The organism is Pseudomonas sp. RU47 (genome assembly GCF_004011755.1).
Classification (GTDB): Bacteria; Pseudomonadota; Gammaproteobacteria; order Pseudomonadales; family Pseudomonadaceae; genus Aquipseudomonas.
Genome location: NZ_CP022411.1, coordinates 3,565,544 through 3,583,892, shown reverse-complemented (window position 1 = coordinate 3,583,892; position 18,349 = coordinate 3,565,544). Strand labels below are relative to the sequence as shown.

Sequence of the window (18,349 nt, the reverse complement as noted above, 5' to 3'; positions counted from 1 at the left end):
TGAAGGCGGAGATCGCGTTCGATGAACCTCTCCGGTCCTTTCATCAAGCGCCCGGTAGCGACGATGCTGCTGAGCCTGGCGATCATGCTGCTCGGCGGTGTCAGCTTCGGCCTGCTGCCGGTGGCGCCGCTGCCGCAAATGGATTTCCCGGTGATCGTCGTGCAGGCGAGCCTGCCCGGTGCCAGCCCGGAGGTCATGGCGTCCACCGTGGCCACGCCTCTGGAGCGCTCGTTCGGCGCGATTGCCGGCGTCAACACCATGAGCAGCCGTTCCAGTCAGGGTTCGACCCGGGTCATTCTGCAGTTTGACCTCGACCGCGACATCAACGGCGCCGCGCGGGAAGTGCAGGCCGCGATCAACGCGTCGCGCAACCTGCTGCCGAGCGGTATGCGCAGCATGCCGACCTACAAAAAGGTCAACCCGTCGCAAGCGCCGATCATGGTGCTGTCGCTGACCTCCGATGTGCTGGAAAAAGGCCAGCTCTACGATTTGGCCTCGACCATTCTTTCGCAGAGCCTTTCGCAAGTGCAGGGCGTTGGCGAAGTGCAGATCGGCGGCAGTTCACTGCCGGCGGTGCGTATCGAACTCGAACCGCAAGCGCTGAACCAGTACGGCGTGGCGCTCGACGATGTGCGCAAGACTATCGCCGATGCCAACGTGCGCAGGCCAAAAGGTTCGGTCGAGGACGGTCAGCGCTTGTGGCAGATCCAGGCCAATGACCAACTGGAAAAAGCCAAGGATTACGAATCACTGATCATCCACTATGCCGACGGCGCGGCGTTGCGCCTCAAGGACGTGGCCAAGGTCAGCGACGGTGTCGAGGACCGCTACAACAGCGGTTTCTTCAACGATGACGCGGCGGTGCTGTTGGTGATCAACCGCCAGGCTGGCGCCAACATCATCGAGACGGTCAACGAGATCAAAGCGCAGTTGCCGGCCCTGCAAGCCGTGTTGCCGGCCAGCGTGAAGCTGAATCTGGCCATGGACCGTTCGCCGGTGATCAAGGCAACGTTGCACGAAGCAGAGATGACGCTGCTGATTGCCGTGGCACTGGTGATTCTGGTGGTGTTCCTGTTCCTTGGGAACTTCCGCGCCTCGCTGATTCCGACACTGGCCGTGCCGGTGTCGCTGGTCGGCACCTTTGCGGTGATGTACCTCTACGGATTTTCGCTGAACAACCTGTCGCTGATGGCGCTGATTCTCGCTACCGGTCTGGTGGTGGACGACGCCATCGTGGTGCTGGAGAACATTTCCCGGCACATCGACGAAGGCGTCAAACCGATGCAGGCCGCGTATCTCGGGGCCAAGGAAGTCGGTTTCACCTTGCTGTCGATGAACGTTTCGCTGGTGGCGGTGTTCCTGTCGATTCTGTTCATGGGCGGCATCGTCGAGAGCCTGTTTCGTGAGTTTTCCATCACCCTGGCGGCAGCCATTGTCGTCTCGCTGGTGGTTTCCCTGACGCTGACGCCGATGCTCTGCGCCCGTTGGCTCAAGCCGCACACGCCGGGGCAGGAGAACCGTCTGCAACGCTGGAGCCGCCGCACCAACGACTGGATGGTTGGCAAATACGCCAGCAGCCTCGACTGGGTGTTGCGCCATCGTCGTCTGACCTTGCTCAGTCTGCTGATCACCGTTGGCGTGAACGTCGCGCTGTACGTGGCGGTGCCGAAAACCTTCATGCCGCAGCAGGACACCGGCCAGTTGATCGGTTTCGTGCGCGGTGACGACGGTCTTTCGTTCAGCGTGATGCAGCCGAAAATGGAAATCTTCCGCCGTGCCGTGCTCAAGGACGAAGCAGTGGAAAGCGTCGCCGGGTTCATCGGTGGCAGCAACGGCACCAACAACGCCTTCATGCTGGTGCGTCTGAAGCCAATCAAGGAGCGCCAGCTCAATGCGCAAAAGGTCATCGAACGCCTGCGCAAGGAAATGCCCAAGGTCCCTGGTGCACAATTGATGCTGATGGCGGATCAGGATCTGCAGTTTGGCGGCGGCCGCGAACAGACCACCTCGCAGTACAGCTACATTTTGCAAAGCGGTGATTTGAGCGAGTTGCGCAAGTGGTACCCGAAAGTGGTTACCGCGTTAAGGGCCTTGCCGGAGTTGACGGCCATTGACGCCCGAGAGGGAGCGGGCGCCCAGCAAGTGACGCTGATTGTCGACCGCGATCAGGCCAAACGCCTCGGTGTCGACATGGACATGGTTACCTCGGTGTTGAACAACGCCTACAGCCAGCGGCAGATTTCGACGATCTACGACAGCCTCAACCAGTATCAGGTGGTGATGGAGGTCAATCCGAAATACGCCCAGGACCCGGTGACGCTCAAGCAGGTGCAGGTGATCACCGCTGACGGTGCGCGGGTGCCGCTGTCGACCTTCGCTCATTACGAAAACAGCCTGGAGGACGACCGCGTCAGCCACGAAGGCCAGTTTGCCTCCGAAGACATTTCCTTCGACATGGCCGAAGGCGTGACGGTGGAGCAGGGCAGTGCTGCCATCGAGCGGGCGATTGCCAAGCTCGGCCTGCCGGAAGACGTCATCGCGAAAATGGCCGGCACCGCCGACGCTTTTGCCGCGACGCAGAAGAGCCAGCCGTTCATGATTCTCGGCGCGTTGCTGGCGGTGTATCTGGTGTTGGGCGTGCTGTATGAAAGCTACATTCATCCGCTGACGATTCTGTCGACCCTGCCGTCGGCCGGTGTCGGCGCGTTGCTGTCGATCTATGCGCTGGGCGGCGAGTTCAGCCTGATCTCGTTGCTCGGGTTGTTCCTGCTGATTGGCGTGGTGAAGAAAAACGCCATTCTGATGATCGACCTCGCGTTGCAACTGGAGCGTCATCAAGGCCTGTCGCCTCTGGAATCGATCCGCAGCGCCTGTCTGCAACGTCTGCGTCCGATTCTGATGACCACCCTGGCGGCGATTCTCGGCGCCTTGCCGTTGCTGATCAGCCGGGCCGAAGGCGCGGAAATGCGCCAGCCGCTGGGCCTGACCATCATCGGCGGGCTGATTTTCAGCCAGGTACTGACGCTTTACACCACGCCTGTGGTTTACCTCTATCTCGACAAGCTGCGCCATCGTTTCAACAAATGGCGTGGCGTGCGTACTGACGCCGCTCTGGAAACTCCGCTATGACTGACCGTTCGCTTTTCAATCTGGCCACTGTGCGCGGCTCGCGTCTGCTGAGCCTGTCGCTGTGCGTGGCGATGCTCAGTGCCTGCGCTGTCGGCCCGGACTACCAGCGTCCGCAGACCGCTGAAATTGCCCAGTACAAGGAAGCCGAGGGCTGGACCCAGGCCAACCCGAGCGACTCGCTGGCCCGGGGTGCGTGGTGGGAGTTGTACGGCGATCAGCAGCTCAACGGCTTGATCGAACGCCTGAACAATGCCAACCAGACCGTCGCGCAGTCGGAAGCCCAGTACCGGCAAGCGCAGGCTTTGGTGCGTAGCGCGCGCGGGGCGTTTTACCCGAGTGTCGATCTGAGCTTGGGTAAAACCCGCTCCAGCCAAGGCACCGGCAGCAGCAGTTCGAGTCTGAGCAGTTCCTCCAGCGGCATCCGTGATACCTACAACGCTGAACTGGGCGTCAGTTGGGAAGCCGATGTGTGGGGCAAGTTGCGCCGTGGGCTTGAGGCTGACGAGGCCAGCGCCCAAGCCAGTTTTGCCGATCTGGCGGCGATGCGTCTGAGTCAGCAGTCGGAGCTGGTGCAGAACTACCTGCAATTGCGGGTGATCGATCAGCAGAAACGGCTGCTCGAAGCCACGGTTGCCGCTTACGAACGCTCGCTGAAAATGACCCAGAACCAATACCGCGCGGGCGTTTCCGGGCGGGATGCGGTGGCCCAGGCGCAGACGCAACTGAAAAGCACCCAGGCCGATCTGGTTGACCTGATCTGGCAACGCGCGCAGTTCGAAAATGCGATTGCCGTACTGACCGGTCAAGCACCGGCGGATTTCAACATTGCTGAAGTGCAGACCATTCCCAAGCTGCCGCAGGTGCCGTTGAGCTTGCCCTCGCAGTTGCTGGAACGGCGCCCGGACATCGCTTCGGCGGAGCGTTCGGTGATCGCCGCCAACGCCAACATCGGTGTGGCCAAAGCAGCGTATTACCCGGATCTGAGCCTGAGCCTGAGCGGCGGTTACAGCAGCAGTACCTCGCAGAACCTGATCAGCCTGCCGAACCGCTTCTGGTCGGTCGGGCCGAAACTGGCGCTGCCGCTGTTCGACGGCGGCATTCGTTCGGCGGAAGTCGATCGTACCGAAGCGGTGTATGACCAGACCGTGGCCAAGTACCGCCAGACCGTGCTCGACGGTTTCCGCGAGGTGGAAAACTATCTGGTGCAGCTCAAGGTTTACGAGGATGAAGCGGCGGTGCGCCAGGAAGCCCTCGATGCTGCCCGCGACTCCCTGCGCCTGACGGAAAACCAGTACAAGGCCGGGCTGATTGCCTACATCGATGTGGTGGTGGTGCAAGCCACGGCGTTGAGTAACGAGCGCAGCGTGCTGAACATTCTGCAAAGCCGCTTGATTGCCAGCGTGCAATTGATTGCCGCGCTGGGCGGCGGTTGGGATGGGCAACTGGATGTCAGCGATAACACCCGCTGAAGGCTGGCTTCACTGATCATTCCCACGCTCTGCGTGGGAATGCAGCCCGGGACGCTCCGCGTCCCATCCAGAGCCGAACGCAGAGCGTCCGCTGAGGCATTCCCACGCAGAGCGTGGGAACGATCGTGTAAAGGCGTGAGCGCCGGGCCAGAGCCTTGTCGGACGATCGAACAAGCGTTTCATCGGCTTGATGGCCATTTGATTACTTTGTCAGTGCGTTCTTCTGTGCAATCAGTACAATCGCCGCATTTGCCCGACCGGGAACGGACGCAATCCGCGTTGGGTGGTCACGAGAATCCCCATGCTCATCGGTAGTTATTCCTCCACCCTGGTTTTCATTTCGTTGTGTGTGGCGATTCTCGCTTCGTACACCGCGCTCGACCTCACCGGTCGCATCGCCACGGCCAAGGGCCGTGCCGTGCATTTCTGGACGGCGGGGGGAGCGTTCGCCATGGGCATCGGCGTCTGGTCGATGCATTTCATTGGCATGCTCGCCTTCAAACTGCCGATTGATCTCGGCTATGACATCAGTCTGACCGTGCTGTCGCTGCTGATCGCCGTGTTGTCCTGCGGGTTCGCGCTGTGGCTGGTCAGCCAGCCGAAACTGCCAATGCTGCAACTGGCATTGGGTGCGTTGATCATGGGCAGCGGGATCAGCGCCATGCATTACACCGGCATGGCGGCGATGCGCATGACGCCCGGCATTGATTACGACCCGACGCTGTTCGGCGCCTCGTTGCTGATTGCCGTCGGTGCGTCGGCGGCGGCGCTGTGGATCGCCTTCCGCTTGCGTCAGCATTCTCCCTATGTGCGTCTGATTCGCGGCGGCGCGGCGATCATCATGGGCATCGCGATTGTCGGCATGCATTACACCGGCATGGCTGCTGCGCAATTCCCTGATGGCAGTTTCTGTGGTGCCACCGTCAATGGCTTGAAAGGCAATGGCCTCGACAGCCTGGTGTTGATCACCACGTTGGCGGTGCTGTCGATTGCCTTGCTGACCTCGATTCTCGACGCACGCCTCGAAGCGCGCACCGCCGATCTCGCGCACTCGTTGACCGTGGCCAACCGCGAACTCACCCAGCTGGCCCTGCACGACACCCTGACCGGGCTGCCGAACCGTATGCTGCTGGACGACCGCATTAATCAGGCAATGAAAAAGGTCCATGAGCAGGGCGGCTGTTTTGCCTTGATGTTCATCGATCTGGACGGCTTCAAACCGGTTAACGATGCGTTTGGTCATCACATGGGCGATCAGTTGCTGCGTGAAGTGGGGTTGCGTCTGCGTGAAGACTTGCGCGGCCCGGACACGCTGGCGCGGATCGGTGGCGATGAATTCGTGTTGTTGGTGCGCCTCACCGAACCCAATGACGCTTTGGGGTTGGCGGCCCGTCAGGTCGGCTTGATCGCGCAATCGTTCCGCGTCGCCGAGCATGACTTGCAGATCTCCGCCAGCGTCGGCATCGCCCTGTATCCGGGCAATGGCCAGAACGCGCAGGAACTGCTGATGAACGCCGACGCAGCGATGTACCACGCCAAGGGCGGCGGCAAAAACGGCTACAGCTTTTTCGATGCGTCGATGAACAACAACGCACGCAAGCAGTTGCAGTTGTTGCAGGACCTGCGTGCGGCACTTGAGCACAGCCAGTTCAGCTTGCACTACCAACCCAAGTTCGATGCCGCCAATGGCCGTCCGGTCGGCGCTGAAGCGCTGTTGCGTTGGCAGCACCCGACCCACGGCATGCTGATGCCGGACAAGTTCATCGAACTGGCCGAGAAAACCGGTCTGATCATTCCGATCGGTGAATGGGTGCTCAACGAAGCCTGCCGGCAGATGCGCGAGTGGTACGTGCTCGGTTACACCGATTGGCGCATCGCGGTGAATCTGTCGGCGTTGCAGTTTTGCCACACAGGGCTGGTACGCAGCGTGGCCAAGGCGCTGGCCACCCACCACTTGCCGGCCAACAGCCTGACCCTGGAAATCACCGAAACCACGGCAATGAGCGATGCCGATGCGAGCATGACGGTGTTGCAGGAGTTGTCGGACATGGGCGTCGATCTGTCGATCGATGACTTCGGCACGGGTTATTCCAGTCTGATGTATCTCAAGCGTTTGCCAGCCAATGAGCTGAAGATCGACCGTGGGTTTGTGCGCGATCTTGAGCATGACAGCGACGATGCGGCGATTGTCTCGGCGATTGTTGCGTTGGGGCAGGCGCTCGGTTTGCGCATTGTCGCGGAAGGCGTGGAAACCGGCGTGCAGCAGGAATTTCTGACGCAGTTGGGTTGTGATTCGTTGCAGGGGTATCTGCTGGGGCATCCGATGCCGGCGGAAAAATTCATGCAGGATATTGCGCGGGGTGAGCAGTTAGCGGTGGTCTGATCGACCGCGTTATCGTTCTTCGCGAGCAGGCTCGCTCCCACAGGGGGGCGGCGTGGAGCACAAATCCAGTGTGGGAGCGAGCCTGCTCGCGAAGGCGTCTGCCCAGACACCACAGACTCCATGCAAAACCCGCCAATGGCGGTTATTCTTCCCCCCGACTGTTACGTGTGCATTTGGGGGAAAGGCCAGCATGGATAAAGTCATTGTGATCACCGGTGGCGGACGCGGAATTGGCGCCGCGACGGCGCTGTTGGCTGCCGGGCAAGGCTATCGGATCTGCATCAACTATCAGTCGGATGAACAGGCTGCGCAAAGCGTGCTGGAGCAAGTCCGTGCCTTGGGTGCACAGGCCATCGCGGTGCGGGCCGATGTCAGCATCGAAGACGAGGTGATCGCGCTGTTCCAGCGGGTCGACAGCGAACTGGGCCGCGTCACCGCTTTGGTGAACAACGCTGGCACCGTCGGACAAAAGTCGCGAGTCGACGAAATGTCCGAATTCCGTATCCTCAAAATCATGAAAACCAATGTCCTGGCGCCGATCCTCTGCGCCAAGCACGCGATCCTGCGCATGTCGCCCAAGCACGGCGGGCAGGGTGGCAGTATCGTCAACGTGTCGTCGGTGGCTTCGCGTCTCGGCTCGCCGAACGAATACGTCGATTACGCCGCGTCCAAAGGTGCACTCGATACCTTCACCATCGGTTTGTCCAAGGAAGTGGCGGGCGAGGGAATTCGCGTCAACGCGGTGCGTCCGGGTTACATCTATACCGATTTCCATGCCTTGAGCGGCGATCCGGATCGGGTCAGCAAGCTGGAGTCGGCGATTCCGATGGCCCGTGGCGGGCGCCCGGATGAGGTGGCGGAGGCGATTGTCTGGTTGTTGTCGGATAAGGCTTCGTATGCGACCGGGACGTTTGTTGATTTGGGGGGTGGGCGTTAAGTCCTGAACATTTCGTTGCCAGGTCGGCCCTCTTCGCGAGCAGGCTCGCTCCCACATTGGTTCTGTGTCCGGCACAAATCCAAAGGTGGGAGCGAGCCTGCTCGCGAAGGCAATAGCCCAAGCAACACAGGACTGTCAGAACGACCGCACAATCCGCCCCAACGTCTCCATGGCCTTCTCCGAATCCTCAGTCCAAGGGCTGCCATAGTTCAGACGAATACAGTTCCTGAACCGCTGCGTCGGCGAGAAAATCGGCCCCGGGGCAATGCTGATGCCTTGCGCCAGTGCCATCTGAAACAGCTTCAATGAATCCATCTGCGGTGGCAATTCCAGCCACAGGAAGTAACCACCTGCGGGTTGGCTGACCCGCGTCTGCGCCGGGAAATAACGGGCAATCGCGGCGAGCATCGCGCTCTGCTGTTCTTCGAGGGCGTAACGCAATTTGCGTAAGTGACGGTCGTAGCCGCCGTGTTGCAGATAGTCGGCAATCGCTGCCTGCGCGGGCATCGAGGCACACAGCGAGGTCATCAGTTTCAGCCGTTCGATTTTCTGCGCATAACGCCCGGCGGCGACCCAGCCGATGCGGTAACCGGGGGCCAGGCTTTTGGCGAACGAGCCGCAATGCATCACCAGGCCTTCGGTGTCGAAGGCCTTGGCCGGTTTCGGTGCCTGTTGGCCGTAATAGAGTTCGGCGTAGACATCGTCTTCGATCAGCGGCACTTGGTGGCGGCGCAGCAGTTCGACCAATTCCTGTTTCTTCGCCTCGGGCATGGTGGCGCCCATCGGGTTCTGGAAACTGGTCATGCACCAGCAGGCCTTGATCGGATGGCGTTCCAGGGTTTGCGCTAGCACGCCGAGGTCGATGCCATCGCGCGGGTGCACGGGGATTTCCACGGCTTTGAGTTTCAGCCGTTCCAGTACTTGCAGGCTGGCGTAGAACGCCGGGGCCTCGATTGCCACCAGATCGCCGGGTTCGGTCACGGCTTGCAAGCACAGGTTCAGCGCTTCGAGGGCGCCGTTGGTGATCAGCAGTTCTTCCATCGGCAGCATCAGGCCGCCGACCATGTAGCGCAGAGCGATTTGCCGGCGCAGTTGCGGATTGCCCGGCGACATGTCGGTGACGACCATGCGCGGGTCCATCTCGCGGGCGGCGCTGGCCAGCGAGCGCGACAGGCGTTGCAGCGGGAACAGCGTCGGGCTGGGGAATGCCGAGCCGAAGGGGATCGTGCTCGGATCTTTGATCGAATCGAGGACCGAGAACACCAGTTCGCTGACGTCGACTTCGGTGGAGTCGTTGACGTGGCTACTGATCACCGGCTCGGAAAACGGGCTCGGCGCGTGGGTGTTGACGAAGTAACCGGAGCGCGGCCGCGCGCGGATCAGGCCGCGGCGTTCGAGCAGGTAGTAGGCCTGGAACACCGTGGACGGGCTGACACCGTAGGTCTGGCTGGCGTAGCGCACCGAAGGCACGCGCTGGCCGGGGCCGAGGACGCCGGAGCGGATCAGTTCAGCGATGTCGTCGGCGAATTTTTCGTAGCGTTTCATCGAGGAGCCTTGGTGCTGGTTGATGATGAGGTGTGTCAGGGGAACTGCCCCTCACCCTAACCCTCTCCCAGAGGGAGAGGGGACTGATTGCGGGATGCTTGTGAACTACACCGACCTGAAAGTACTTTGTTGAATCCATAATCGACTCGGCCGGAAAGTACTTTGTTGAATCCATAATCGACTCGGCTTGATAGTGCTTTGCTGAATCCACAATCGATTCGGCCTGAAAGTGCTTTGCTGAATCCGTAATCGACTCGGCCGGAAAGTGCTTTGCTGAATCCATAATCGACTCGGTCTGTCAGGTCGATGTATAGCGACAGACACCTCGGTCGGCCCCCTCTACCCCTGGGAGAGGGCTGGGGTGAGGGAGCGGATTCTAAGGGATCAGCGATTCATCGGCGCCACAAACCTGCTCTTCGCCACGCTATAAACCTCAGGCTCATCGCTGTCGGCAATCTTGAAACTCAAGGTCTGCGAGCTGCTGGCCGGGCGTTCCGTGGTCATCGCCACCGACACCGGCACATCGACAATCTCACCCGGGGCCAGGCTCAGTTCGGTCTTGCCTTGCAACTGGAAGCCGTCGCCGTCGACCAGGCTCAGGTTGTAGTCCTGGCGTTGCTGGGTCTTGTTGATGACTTTGAGGCTATAGATGTTTTCGATCTGGCCCTGACCGTTTTCACGGAACAAGCCGCGATCCTTGGTCACGTCCAGCGAGACCATCGGCCGCTCCACCAGCGCCAATGCCAGCGCGCCAATCATCGCCACCAGCACCACGCTGTAGCCGATCAAACGCGGCCGCAGCAGATGGGTTTTGCCACCCTGCAATTCGCGCTCGGAACTGTAGCGGATCAAACCGCGCGGGTAGTTCATTTTGTCCATGATCGAGTCGCAGGCGTCGATGCACGCGGCACAGCCGATGCACTCCATCTGCAAGCCGTCGCGGATGTCGATGCCGGTCGGGCAGACCTGCACGCACAACTGACAGTCGATGCAATCGCCCAGGCCTGCTTCCAGCGGTTTCACGTCGCGTTTACGCGGGCCACGGTTTTCGCCACGGGCCACGTCATAGGAAATCGCCAGGGTGTCCTTGTCGAACATCACGCTCTGGAACCGCGCATACGGGCACATGTGCATGCACACCGCCTCACGTAACCAACCGGCGTTGATGTAGGTGGCAGCAGTGAAGAACAGCACCCAGAACAGACTGACGCCGCCAATTTGCAGGGTCAGCAGTTCTTCGGCCAATGGCCGGATCGGGGTGAAATAACCGACGAAGGTCAGGCCGGTCAGCACGCTGATCGCCAGCCACAGGGTGTGCTTGGCCGCACGGCGCGCCAGTTTGTTCAGGTTCCACGGCGCGGCTTGCAGTTTGATCCGTTGGTTGCGTTCGCCTTCGGTGATTTTCTCGCACCACATGAAGATCCACGTCCACGAACTCTGCGGACAGGTGTAGCCGCACCAGACCCGGCCGGCAAACACGGTGATGGCGAACAGGCCGAACGCGGCGATGATCAGCAGCGCGGACAGCAGGATGAAATCCTGTGGCCAGAACGTCGCGCCGAAGATGTGGAATTTACTTTCGGAAAGATCCCAGAGCACTGCCTGACGCCCGCCCCAGTTCAGCCACACGGTGCCGAAAAACAACACGAACAGAAAACCCGCGCCGCTCATGCGCAGGGTGCGGAACAGGCCGGTGAAGCTGCGGGTGTGGATCTGGTTGTCGCTGGACCTGGCCGTCGCCTTCATTGGGCGTGCGGGCACACTTTTGATAGTTGGAGATGCTTCTACGGTTCGGACGGGGATTTGTTCGCTCATGGTTATTCGCTCATCAGCCTCCATCAGGCCAGAGCACTATGAGCGCCGATCTGTTTGCATAACAGACTCAGCTATTTCAATAAAAAGCGGATCAGATGCGTTTCTGCGCAACGCCTGCGACAACTTGAAGCAGCCCGCAGACACGGGCGCAAACGCCTATCGCAGGCGTTTGCGCGGGGTGTTGATCAAGGTCAGTCAAATCACCGAACCACTCTCGTCGGCCTTCAAATGCTTGCGGCCGTCCTTGGCGCCTGCGACGGTCAATTCGTCGGCTTCTGCCTCGGTGATGTAAACGCGGCGGCCTTCTATTTCCACGAATGACATGGATTTTTCGCTGTCCGTCCTGACTTCCAGGGTGTCGCAAATGCGAATTTCCTCGCCGTGTTCGACGGTGAAAAAACACACTTTTTGCTCGGGGTTGGATTCATCGACTCGAAGAGGCATAGGGGCAGTCCTTTTTTCAGGGAGGTCTGCAAGATTAGGGCGCACGCTGCGCGGATCGTTCTGCGCAACTGATTAATGGTCGCCGCTGTCCATCCTCTATAGACCCAATAACAAGGACTGCACGATGAACGCGTGGTGGCATGAAGTGTGGGAAACCCTGCAGGCGGAGTTCGCCGACGTTGGCGATGCTTCGCAATTGACGCGCATTACCGTGCGCCTGCTGATGGCAGCGATTCTGGGCGGCATTCTCGGGTTCGAGCGTGAGCACAAGGGCAAGGCTGCAGGGGTGCGCACGCATATGTTGGTGGCGCTGGGGGCGGCGTTGTTTGTACTGGTGCCACAGACGTCCGGGGCCGAGTCCGATGCGATGAGTCGCGTGGTGCAAGGGGTGATTGCCGGGATCGGTTTTCTCTGTGCCGGGACTATCCTGAAAAACAAGGAAGGCGATGAGGGCCATGTCAAAGGTCTGACCACGGCTGCCGGGCTGTGGATGACGGCGGCCATTGGTGTCGCGGCCGGCCTTGGCCGGGAAGCCACGGCGCTGCTCAGTACCTTTCTGGCGCTGGGGATTTTCAGCGTGATGCCGCGCATCGTAAAACTCTTCGAAAAAGAAGAGGAGAAGACTGATGATCACTGACTGATCGTTGCCACGTTGATCGTTCCCACGCTCTGCGTGGGAATGCCTCAATGGACGCTCCGCGTCCGCTTTGGGACGCGGAGCGTCCCGGGCTGCATTCCCACGCGGAGCGTGGGAACGATCAGTCAGACGATGACTGGTGGCATCGTCGTTGGTGGTTCTTCTTTCGGCGGTGGCGTGGTGCCAGGTGGTTCCTGCTCGGGAACCGGTTGCGGCTCAGTCTCGGGCAAAGTGGGTTTGTCGATGTTCGGATCGGGCGTTTCCGCCGGGATCGGGATGTTCATCTGATGACCTCCGTGTGGCACATGGCGTGAGAAGTGCTTAAGTGGATTGACCACCCTGCGCGCAATTCGATCCGCTTTTCTGACACGGCAATTTCATCTGAACTTTTCCCGGCGCCGGTCGCTCGGAACCTAAGTGAGTTCATTTCGGGGCAGGTGCTTCGTTGTGAACACTGATCCGGCACAAGAGCGTCCTTGGGGCGTTAAGGAGAGATGCTCAATGACTGCTGAAAAACCTTCGGAACTGAGCTACAACCCGCACATGCCGCTGTCGCAGGCACTGCTGCTGCCGCGCATTGTCATCGAAAACACCATGCCGACGCTTGATGGCGGGCAGTTCGCCGTGAAGTCGATTGCCGGCCGCGAAGTGGTGGTCACCAGCAAGGTGTTTGCCGACGGCCACGACAAACTCGCCGTGCGCATCCGCTGGCGCGAGGAAGGCGAGGAGACCTGGCAAAGCGAAGTGATGGCCGATCAGGGCAATAACGGCTGGCAAGGCCAGTTCCGCCCTGAACATCAGGGGCGCTACCTGTATTGCATCGAAGCGTGGATCGATCAATTCGCCAGTTTCCAGTATGAACTGGAGAAGAAGCACAACGCTGCCGTGCCCGTTTCGCTCGAGCTGCAAGAAGGCCGCAGCATGGTGCAACAGGCCGCTGAACGCAGCGAAGGCCAACTGAGCGAGCAGCTCGCAGCGTTGCACCATGAACTCTCCGGGCTGCTCGAAACCGAGCAAGTTGCGCTGTTTCTGCACTCGCGCAGTGCGCAACTGATGGCCGAGGCCGATCATCGGGCTTACTTGAGCGTCAGCGCCGAATTCCCCATGGACGTCGAGCGCGAACTCGCCGAGTTTGCCAGTTGGTACGAACTGTTTCCGCGCTCGATCACTGACGATCCCCACCGCCACGGCACCTTTAACGACGTGCACTCGCGTCTGCCGATGATTCAGGACATGGGCTTCGACGTGCTGTACTTCACGCCGATCCACCCGATCGGTCGCGCCCATCGCAAGGGCCGCAATAATTCCCTGACCGCCGGCCCCGATGATCCGGGCAGCCCTTATGCGATTGGCAGTGAGGAGGGCGGTCACGAGGCGATCCACTCGCAGCTCGGCACCCGCGAAGACTTCCGCCGACTGGTCGCCGCTGCTGCCGATCATGGCCTGGAAATCGCCCTCGACTTCGCCATCCAGTGTTCCCAGGATCACCCGTGGCTCAAACAGCATCCGGGCTGGTTCAACTGGCGCCCGGACGGCACGATCAAATACGCGGAAAACCCGCCGAAGAAATACCAGGACATCGTCAACGTCGACTTCTATGCGCCGGAGGCGATTCCGAGTCTGTGGATCGAGTTGCGTGACATCGTCATCGGCTGGGTCGAGGAGGGCGTGAAAATCTTCCGCGTCGACAATCCGCACACCAAACCGCTGCCGTTCTGGCAATGGCTGATCGCTGATGTGCGGGCGCTGTACCCGGAAGTGATCTTCCTCGCCGAGGCCTTCACCACGCCGGCAATGATGGCGCGGCTGGGCAAGGTCGGGTACACGCAGAGCTACACCTATTTCACCTGGCGCAACAGCAAGGCTGAGCTGGCGACGTATTTCACTGAACTGAATGAATCGCCATGGCGCGAGTGCTACCGGCCGAATTTCTTTGTGAATACCCCAGACATCAACCCGGCGTTTCTGCACGAGTCAGGCCGCCCCGGCTTCTTGATTCGCGCGGCGCTGGCGACCATGGGCTCGGGGCTGTGGGGCATGTATTCGGGGTTCGAATTGTGTGAGGCGGCCCCAGTGCCGGGCAAGGAGGAATACCTCGACTCGGAGAAATACGAGATCCGCGTCCGCGACTTCACCGCGCCCGGCAACATCATTGCCGAGATCGCCCAGCTCAACCGCATTCGTCGGCAGAACCCGGCGTTGCACACGCACCTGGGCCTGAAGGTCTACAACGCTTGGAACGACAATATTCTGTATTTCGGCAAGCGCAGTTTTGACGGCAGCAATTTCATTCTGGTGGCGGTCAGCCTTGATCCGCACAACGTGCAGGAGGCGAATTTCGAACTGCCATTGTGGGAAATGGGCCTGCCCGACGACGCGACGACCCATGGCGAAGACTTGATGAACGGGCATCGCTGGGACTGGCATGGCAAATACCAGTTCATGCGCCTGGACCCGGCGTATCAGCCGTTCGGCATCTGGAGAATCACCGCTACGTAATGATCGTTCCCACGCTCTGCGTGGGAATGCATCCCGGGACGCTCCGCGTCCCAGAAACGGACGCAGAGCGTCCATGGCGGCATTCCCACGCAGAGCGGGGGAACGATCATCGTGGGGCGCTTTTAAAGCATTCAGCAGGAGTTTCACATGGCGAAGAAACCCAAGGCAGCCACCTTCATCAAAGACCCGCTCTGGTACAAGGACGCGGTGATCTATCAAGTTCACGTCAAATCGTTTTTCGACTCCAATAATGACGGGATCGGCGACTTTCCCGGCCTGATCGCCAAACTCGATTACATCGCCGACCTCGGCGTCAATACCATCTGGCTATTGCCGTTCTATCCCTCGCCGCGTCGCGATGACGGTTATGACATTGCCGAATACCGAGGCGTACACAGCGATTACGGGACCATGGCCGACGCCAAGCGCTTTATCGCCGAAGCGCACAAACGCGGCTTGCGGGTGATCACCGAGCTGGTCATCAACCACACCTCCGATCAGCACCCGTGGTTCCAGCGTGCACGCAAGGCCAAACCCGGCTCGGCGGCGCGGGACTTCTATGTGTGGTCGGATGACGATCAGAAGTACGACGGCACGCGGATCATTTTTCTCGACACGGAAAAGTCCAACTGGACCTGGGACCCGGTCGCCGGCCAGTACTTCTGGCACCGTTTCTATTCGCACCAGCCCGATCTGAATTTCGACAACCCGCAAGTGATGAAGGCCGTACTGTCGGTGATGCGCTACTGGCTGGACATGGGCATCGACGGTCTGCGCCTCGATGCCATTCCATACTTGATCGAGCGCGACGGCACCAACAACGAAAACCTGCCCGAGACCCACGACGTTCTCAAGCAGATTCGCGCGGAAATCGACGCCAATTATCCCGACCGCATGCTGCTCGCCGAGGCCAACCAATGGCCGGAAGACACCCAGCTGTACTTCGGTGACACCGATGCCGCTGGCCTCAACGGTGATGAATGCCACATGGCGTTCCACTTCCCGCTGATGCCGCGCATGTACATGGCGCTGGCTCAGGAAGATCGCTTCCCGATCACCGACATTTTACGCCAGACCCCGGAAATCCCTGCCAACTGCCAGTGGGCGATCTTTCTGCGCAACCACGATGAGCTGACCCTGGAAATGGTCACTGACAAGGAACGTGACTATCTGTGGAATTACTACGCCGCTGACCGTCGTGCGCGGATCAATCTCGGCATTCGTCGGCGTCTGGCGCCGTTGATGGAGCGCGACCGCCGCCGCATCGAGTTGCTCAACAGTTTGCTGCTGTCGATGCCCGGCACGCCAACCCTGTATTACGGTGACGAGATCGGCATGGGCGACAACATTTACCTCGGCGACCGCGATGGCGTGCGTACGCCGATGCAATGGTCGATCGACCGCAACGGTGGCTTCTCCCGCGCCGATCCGGCGAGTCTGGTGCTGCCGCCGATCATGGATCCGCAGTATGGTTATTTGTCGGTCAACGTCGAAACCCAGTCCGGCGACCCGCATTCGCTGTTGAACTGGACCCGCCGTCTGCTCGCGGTGCGCAAGCAGTCCAAGGCCTTCGGCCGTGGCACCTTGAAGATGCTTTCACCGAACAACCGTCGCGTGCTGGCCTACACCCGCGAATTCACCGATGCCGACGGCAAACACGAAATCATCCTCTGCGTGGCCAACGTTTCGCGCAGTGCGCAAGCGGTGGAACTGGACCTGTCGGCCTACGTCGGCATGGTGCCGGTGGAGATGCTCGGCGGTAATGCCTTCCCGCCGATCGGTCAGTTGAATTTCCTCCTGACCCTGGCGCCGTACGGTTTCTACTGGTTTGCACTGGCCGCGGAAAACCAGATGCCGAGCTGGCACGTCGAACCGGCGCAGAGCCTGCCGGACTTCACCACGCTGGTGTTGAAGAAACGCATGGAAGAACTGCTCGAAGCGCCGTCACGGACGACGCTGGAGCAGAGCATTCTGCCGAGCTGGCTGCAGAACCGCCGCTGGTTCGCCGGCAAGGATGCAGCCATCGACAAGGTACATCTTGCCTACGGCGTACGATTTGGCGATGCGCAGCATCCGGTGCTGCTGAGCGAAATCGAAGTCACCAGCGCTGGGCAGACCAGTCGTTATCAATTGCCCTTTGGTTTTATTGCCGAAGATCAGGTTGGCCCGGCGTTGCCGCAGCAATTGGCTCTGTCCCGTGTACGCCGTGTACGACAAGTCGGTCTGATCACCGACGCGTTCAGCCTCGAAGCGTTTATTCGTGCGGTGCTGCAAGGCATGCAGAACAACACGGTATTGGAGTCGAATGAGGGTGAAATCCGCTTTGCACCGACGCCGCATCTGGAAAAACTCGGCCTCGGTGCCGAGTCGGAAGTGCGTTATCTGTCCGCCGAGCAATCGAACAGCTCGGTGGTGATCGGCAACAGCATGGTGCTCAAGCTGATACGTAAAGTCGCTTCTGGCGTACACCCGGAACTGGAGATGAGCGCTTACCTGACCGAGGCCGGATTTGCCAATATCTCTCCGCTGCTCGGCTCGGTGATCCGTCGCGATGGCAAGGGCGAAGACAATCTGCTGATGATCGCTCAGGGTTACTTGAGCAATCAGGGCGATGCGTGGGAATGGACGCAGAACAACCTCGAACGGGCGCTGCGTGATGAGCTGGCCGACGCCATGTCCGAGCAGGAACAGCATTACAACGCCCTCGGTGAGCTGAGGGATTTTGCCGGCATGCTCGGTCAGCGTCTGGGTGAGATGCACAAGGTGCTCGCCGCGCCTACCGACAATGCCGACTTCGCGCCGCAGGTGTCGACGGCCAAGGACATGCAGGCGACGGGCAAGGATGTCGTGGCCCAGGTCGAGCACGCCTTGAAACTGCTCAAGCAGCATCAGGGCGAACTCAGCGCAGCGGATCAGAAACTGGTGAAGAGGCTGGTCGACGAGAAGAAAACCATTCTCGCCCACGTGCAGGATCTGGCGAAAAAAGCCGTCGGCGGTTTGCGCATTCGCGTCCATGGCGATCTGCATTTGGGCCAGGTGCTGGTGATCAAGGGCGATGCCTATCTGATCGACTTCGAGGGTGAGCCGGCGCGGCCATTGAGCGAGCGCCGTGGCAAACACAGTCCGTACAAAGATGTCAGCGGCGTGCTGCGCTCGTTCGATTACGCGGCAGCGATGACGATCAACGTGCACAACGTCGACCACAGCGCTGAGTCTGAAACCGCGCGGCGTCTGGTCGCCGAGCGTTATCTGCGTGAGGCCCGTGAGGCATTTGTTCAGGCATATCGCCGTGCGGCAGCTAGTCTTGATCATGCCTGGCAAGATCCTGAAGGTGCCGACGCCGCTTTGGCGTTGTTTGGCCTGGAGAAGGCGGCCTATGAAGTGGCCTATGAAGCCGAAAATCGCCCCACGTGGCTGCCCGTGCCGTTGCACGGTTTGTACGGGTTATTGACGGGGCTTAAACCCTTTTCCGATCTTGGTGGAGAGTAGTC

Annotated in this window: 11 protein-coding genes; 7 read left to right on the top strand and 4 right to left on the bottom strand. The window is 60.2% G+C overall.

Annotated features, from left to right (window positions below):
- Window positions 1-21: 21 nt before the first annotated feature.
- The 4 genes from CCX46_RS16140 to CCX46_RS16125 all read left to right on the top strand — a co-directional run bounded on the left by CCX46_RS16140 (window position 22) and on the right by CCX46_RS16125 (window position 7,918).
- Complete coding sequence (locus CCX46_RS16140) at window positions 22-3,129, top strand: efflux RND transporter permease subunit (RefSeq protein WP_127928008.1); 3,108 nt, start codon at window positions 22-24, stop codon at window positions 3,127-3,129.
- Window positions 3,126-4,598 carry an efflux transporter outer membrane subunit gene (locus tag CCX46_RS16135; RefSeq protein ID WP_127928006.1) on the top strand — a complete coding sequence of 491 codons (1,473 nt, stop codon included), beginning with the start codon at window positions 3,126-3,128 and terminating at the stop codon, window positions 4,596-4,598. Before CCX46_RS16140 ends, CCX46_RS16135 begins: the two co-directional genes overlap by 4 nt.
- Before the next feature lie 301 nt (window positions 4,599-4,899).
- Window positions 4,900-6,981, top strand: a complete 2,082-nt coding sequence (locus CCX46_RS16130) for a putative bifunctional diguanylate cyclase/phosphodiesterase (protein WP_127928004.1) — start codon at window positions 4,900-4,902, stop codon at window positions 6,979-6,981.
- Between the two features lie 190 nt (window positions 6,982-7,171).
- On the top strand, window positions 7,172-7,918 hold the full coding sequence (locus CCX46_RS16125; protein WP_127928002.1) for an SDR family oxidoreductase: 747 nt from the start codon (window positions 7,172-7,174) through the stop codon (window positions 7,916-7,918).
- A gap of 135 nt (window positions 7,919-8,053) precedes the next feature.
- Here CCX46_RS16125 and mapR read toward each other — a convergent pair whose 3' ends face one another.
- From mapR to CCX46_RS16110, 3 genes are all read right to left on the bottom strand, one after another.
- On the bottom strand, window positions 8,054-9,463 hold the full coding sequence (gene mapR / locus CCX46_RS16120; RefSeq protein WP_034155962.1) for a GntR family transcriptional regulator MpaR: 1,410 nt from the start codon (window positions 9,461-9,463) through the stop codon (window positions 8,054-8,056).
- A 384-nt stretch (window positions 9,464-9,847) separates the two neighbouring features.
- Window positions 9,848-11,278: a cytochrome c oxidase accessory protein CcoG gene (gene ccoG, locus CCX46_RS16115; RefSeq protein ID WP_127928000.1), complete on the bottom strand. Its 1,431-nt coding sequence runs from the start codon at window positions 11,276-11,278 to the stop codon at window positions 9,848-9,850.
- Between the two features lie 195 nt (window positions 11,279-11,473).
- The gene (locus CCX46_RS16110) at window positions 11,474-11,722 is read right to left on the bottom strand and encodes a DUF3203 family protein (RefSeq protein WP_127927998.1); all 249 of its coding nucleotides are present in this window, start codon (window positions 11,720-11,722) and stop codon (window positions 11,474-11,476) included.
- A gap of 124 nt (window positions 11,723-11,846) precedes the next feature.
- Here CCX46_RS16110 and CCX46_RS16105 point away from each other — a divergent pair, with 124 nt between their 5' ends.
- Window positions 11,847-12,359, top strand: coding sequence for an MgtC/SapB family protein (locus CCX46_RS16105; protein ID WP_127927996.1), 513 nt, complete (start codon window positions 11,847-11,849; stop codon window positions 12,357-12,359).
- A gap of 125 nt (window positions 12,360-12,484) precedes the next feature.
- Here the strand turns inward: CCX46_RS16105 and CCX46_RS30725 are convergent, their stop codons facing one another.
- A complete protein-coding gene (locus CCX46_RS30725) occupies window positions 12,485-12,643 on the bottom strand; it encodes a hypothetical protein (protein WP_007966757.1) in 159 nt (52 codons plus the stop codon).
- Between the two features lie 217 nt (window positions 12,644-12,860).
- On the opposite strand from CCX46_RS30725, the gene CCX46_RS16100 reads away from it, so the two are divergent.
- Complete coding sequence (locus CCX46_RS16100) at window positions 12,861-14,858, top strand: alpha-1,4-glucan--maltose-1-phosphate maltosyltransferase (RefSeq protein WP_127927994.1); 1,998 nt, start codon at window positions 12,861-12,863, stop codon at window positions 14,856-14,858.
- 147 nt (window positions 14,859-15,005) lie between these two features.
- Complete coding sequence (treS, locus tag CCX46_RS16095) at window positions 15,006-18,347, top strand: maltose alpha-D-glucosyltransferase (protein WP_127927992.1); 3,342 nt, start codon at window positions 15,006-15,008, stop codon at window positions 18,345-18,347.
- Window positions 18,348-18,349 lie beyond the last annotated feature (2 nt).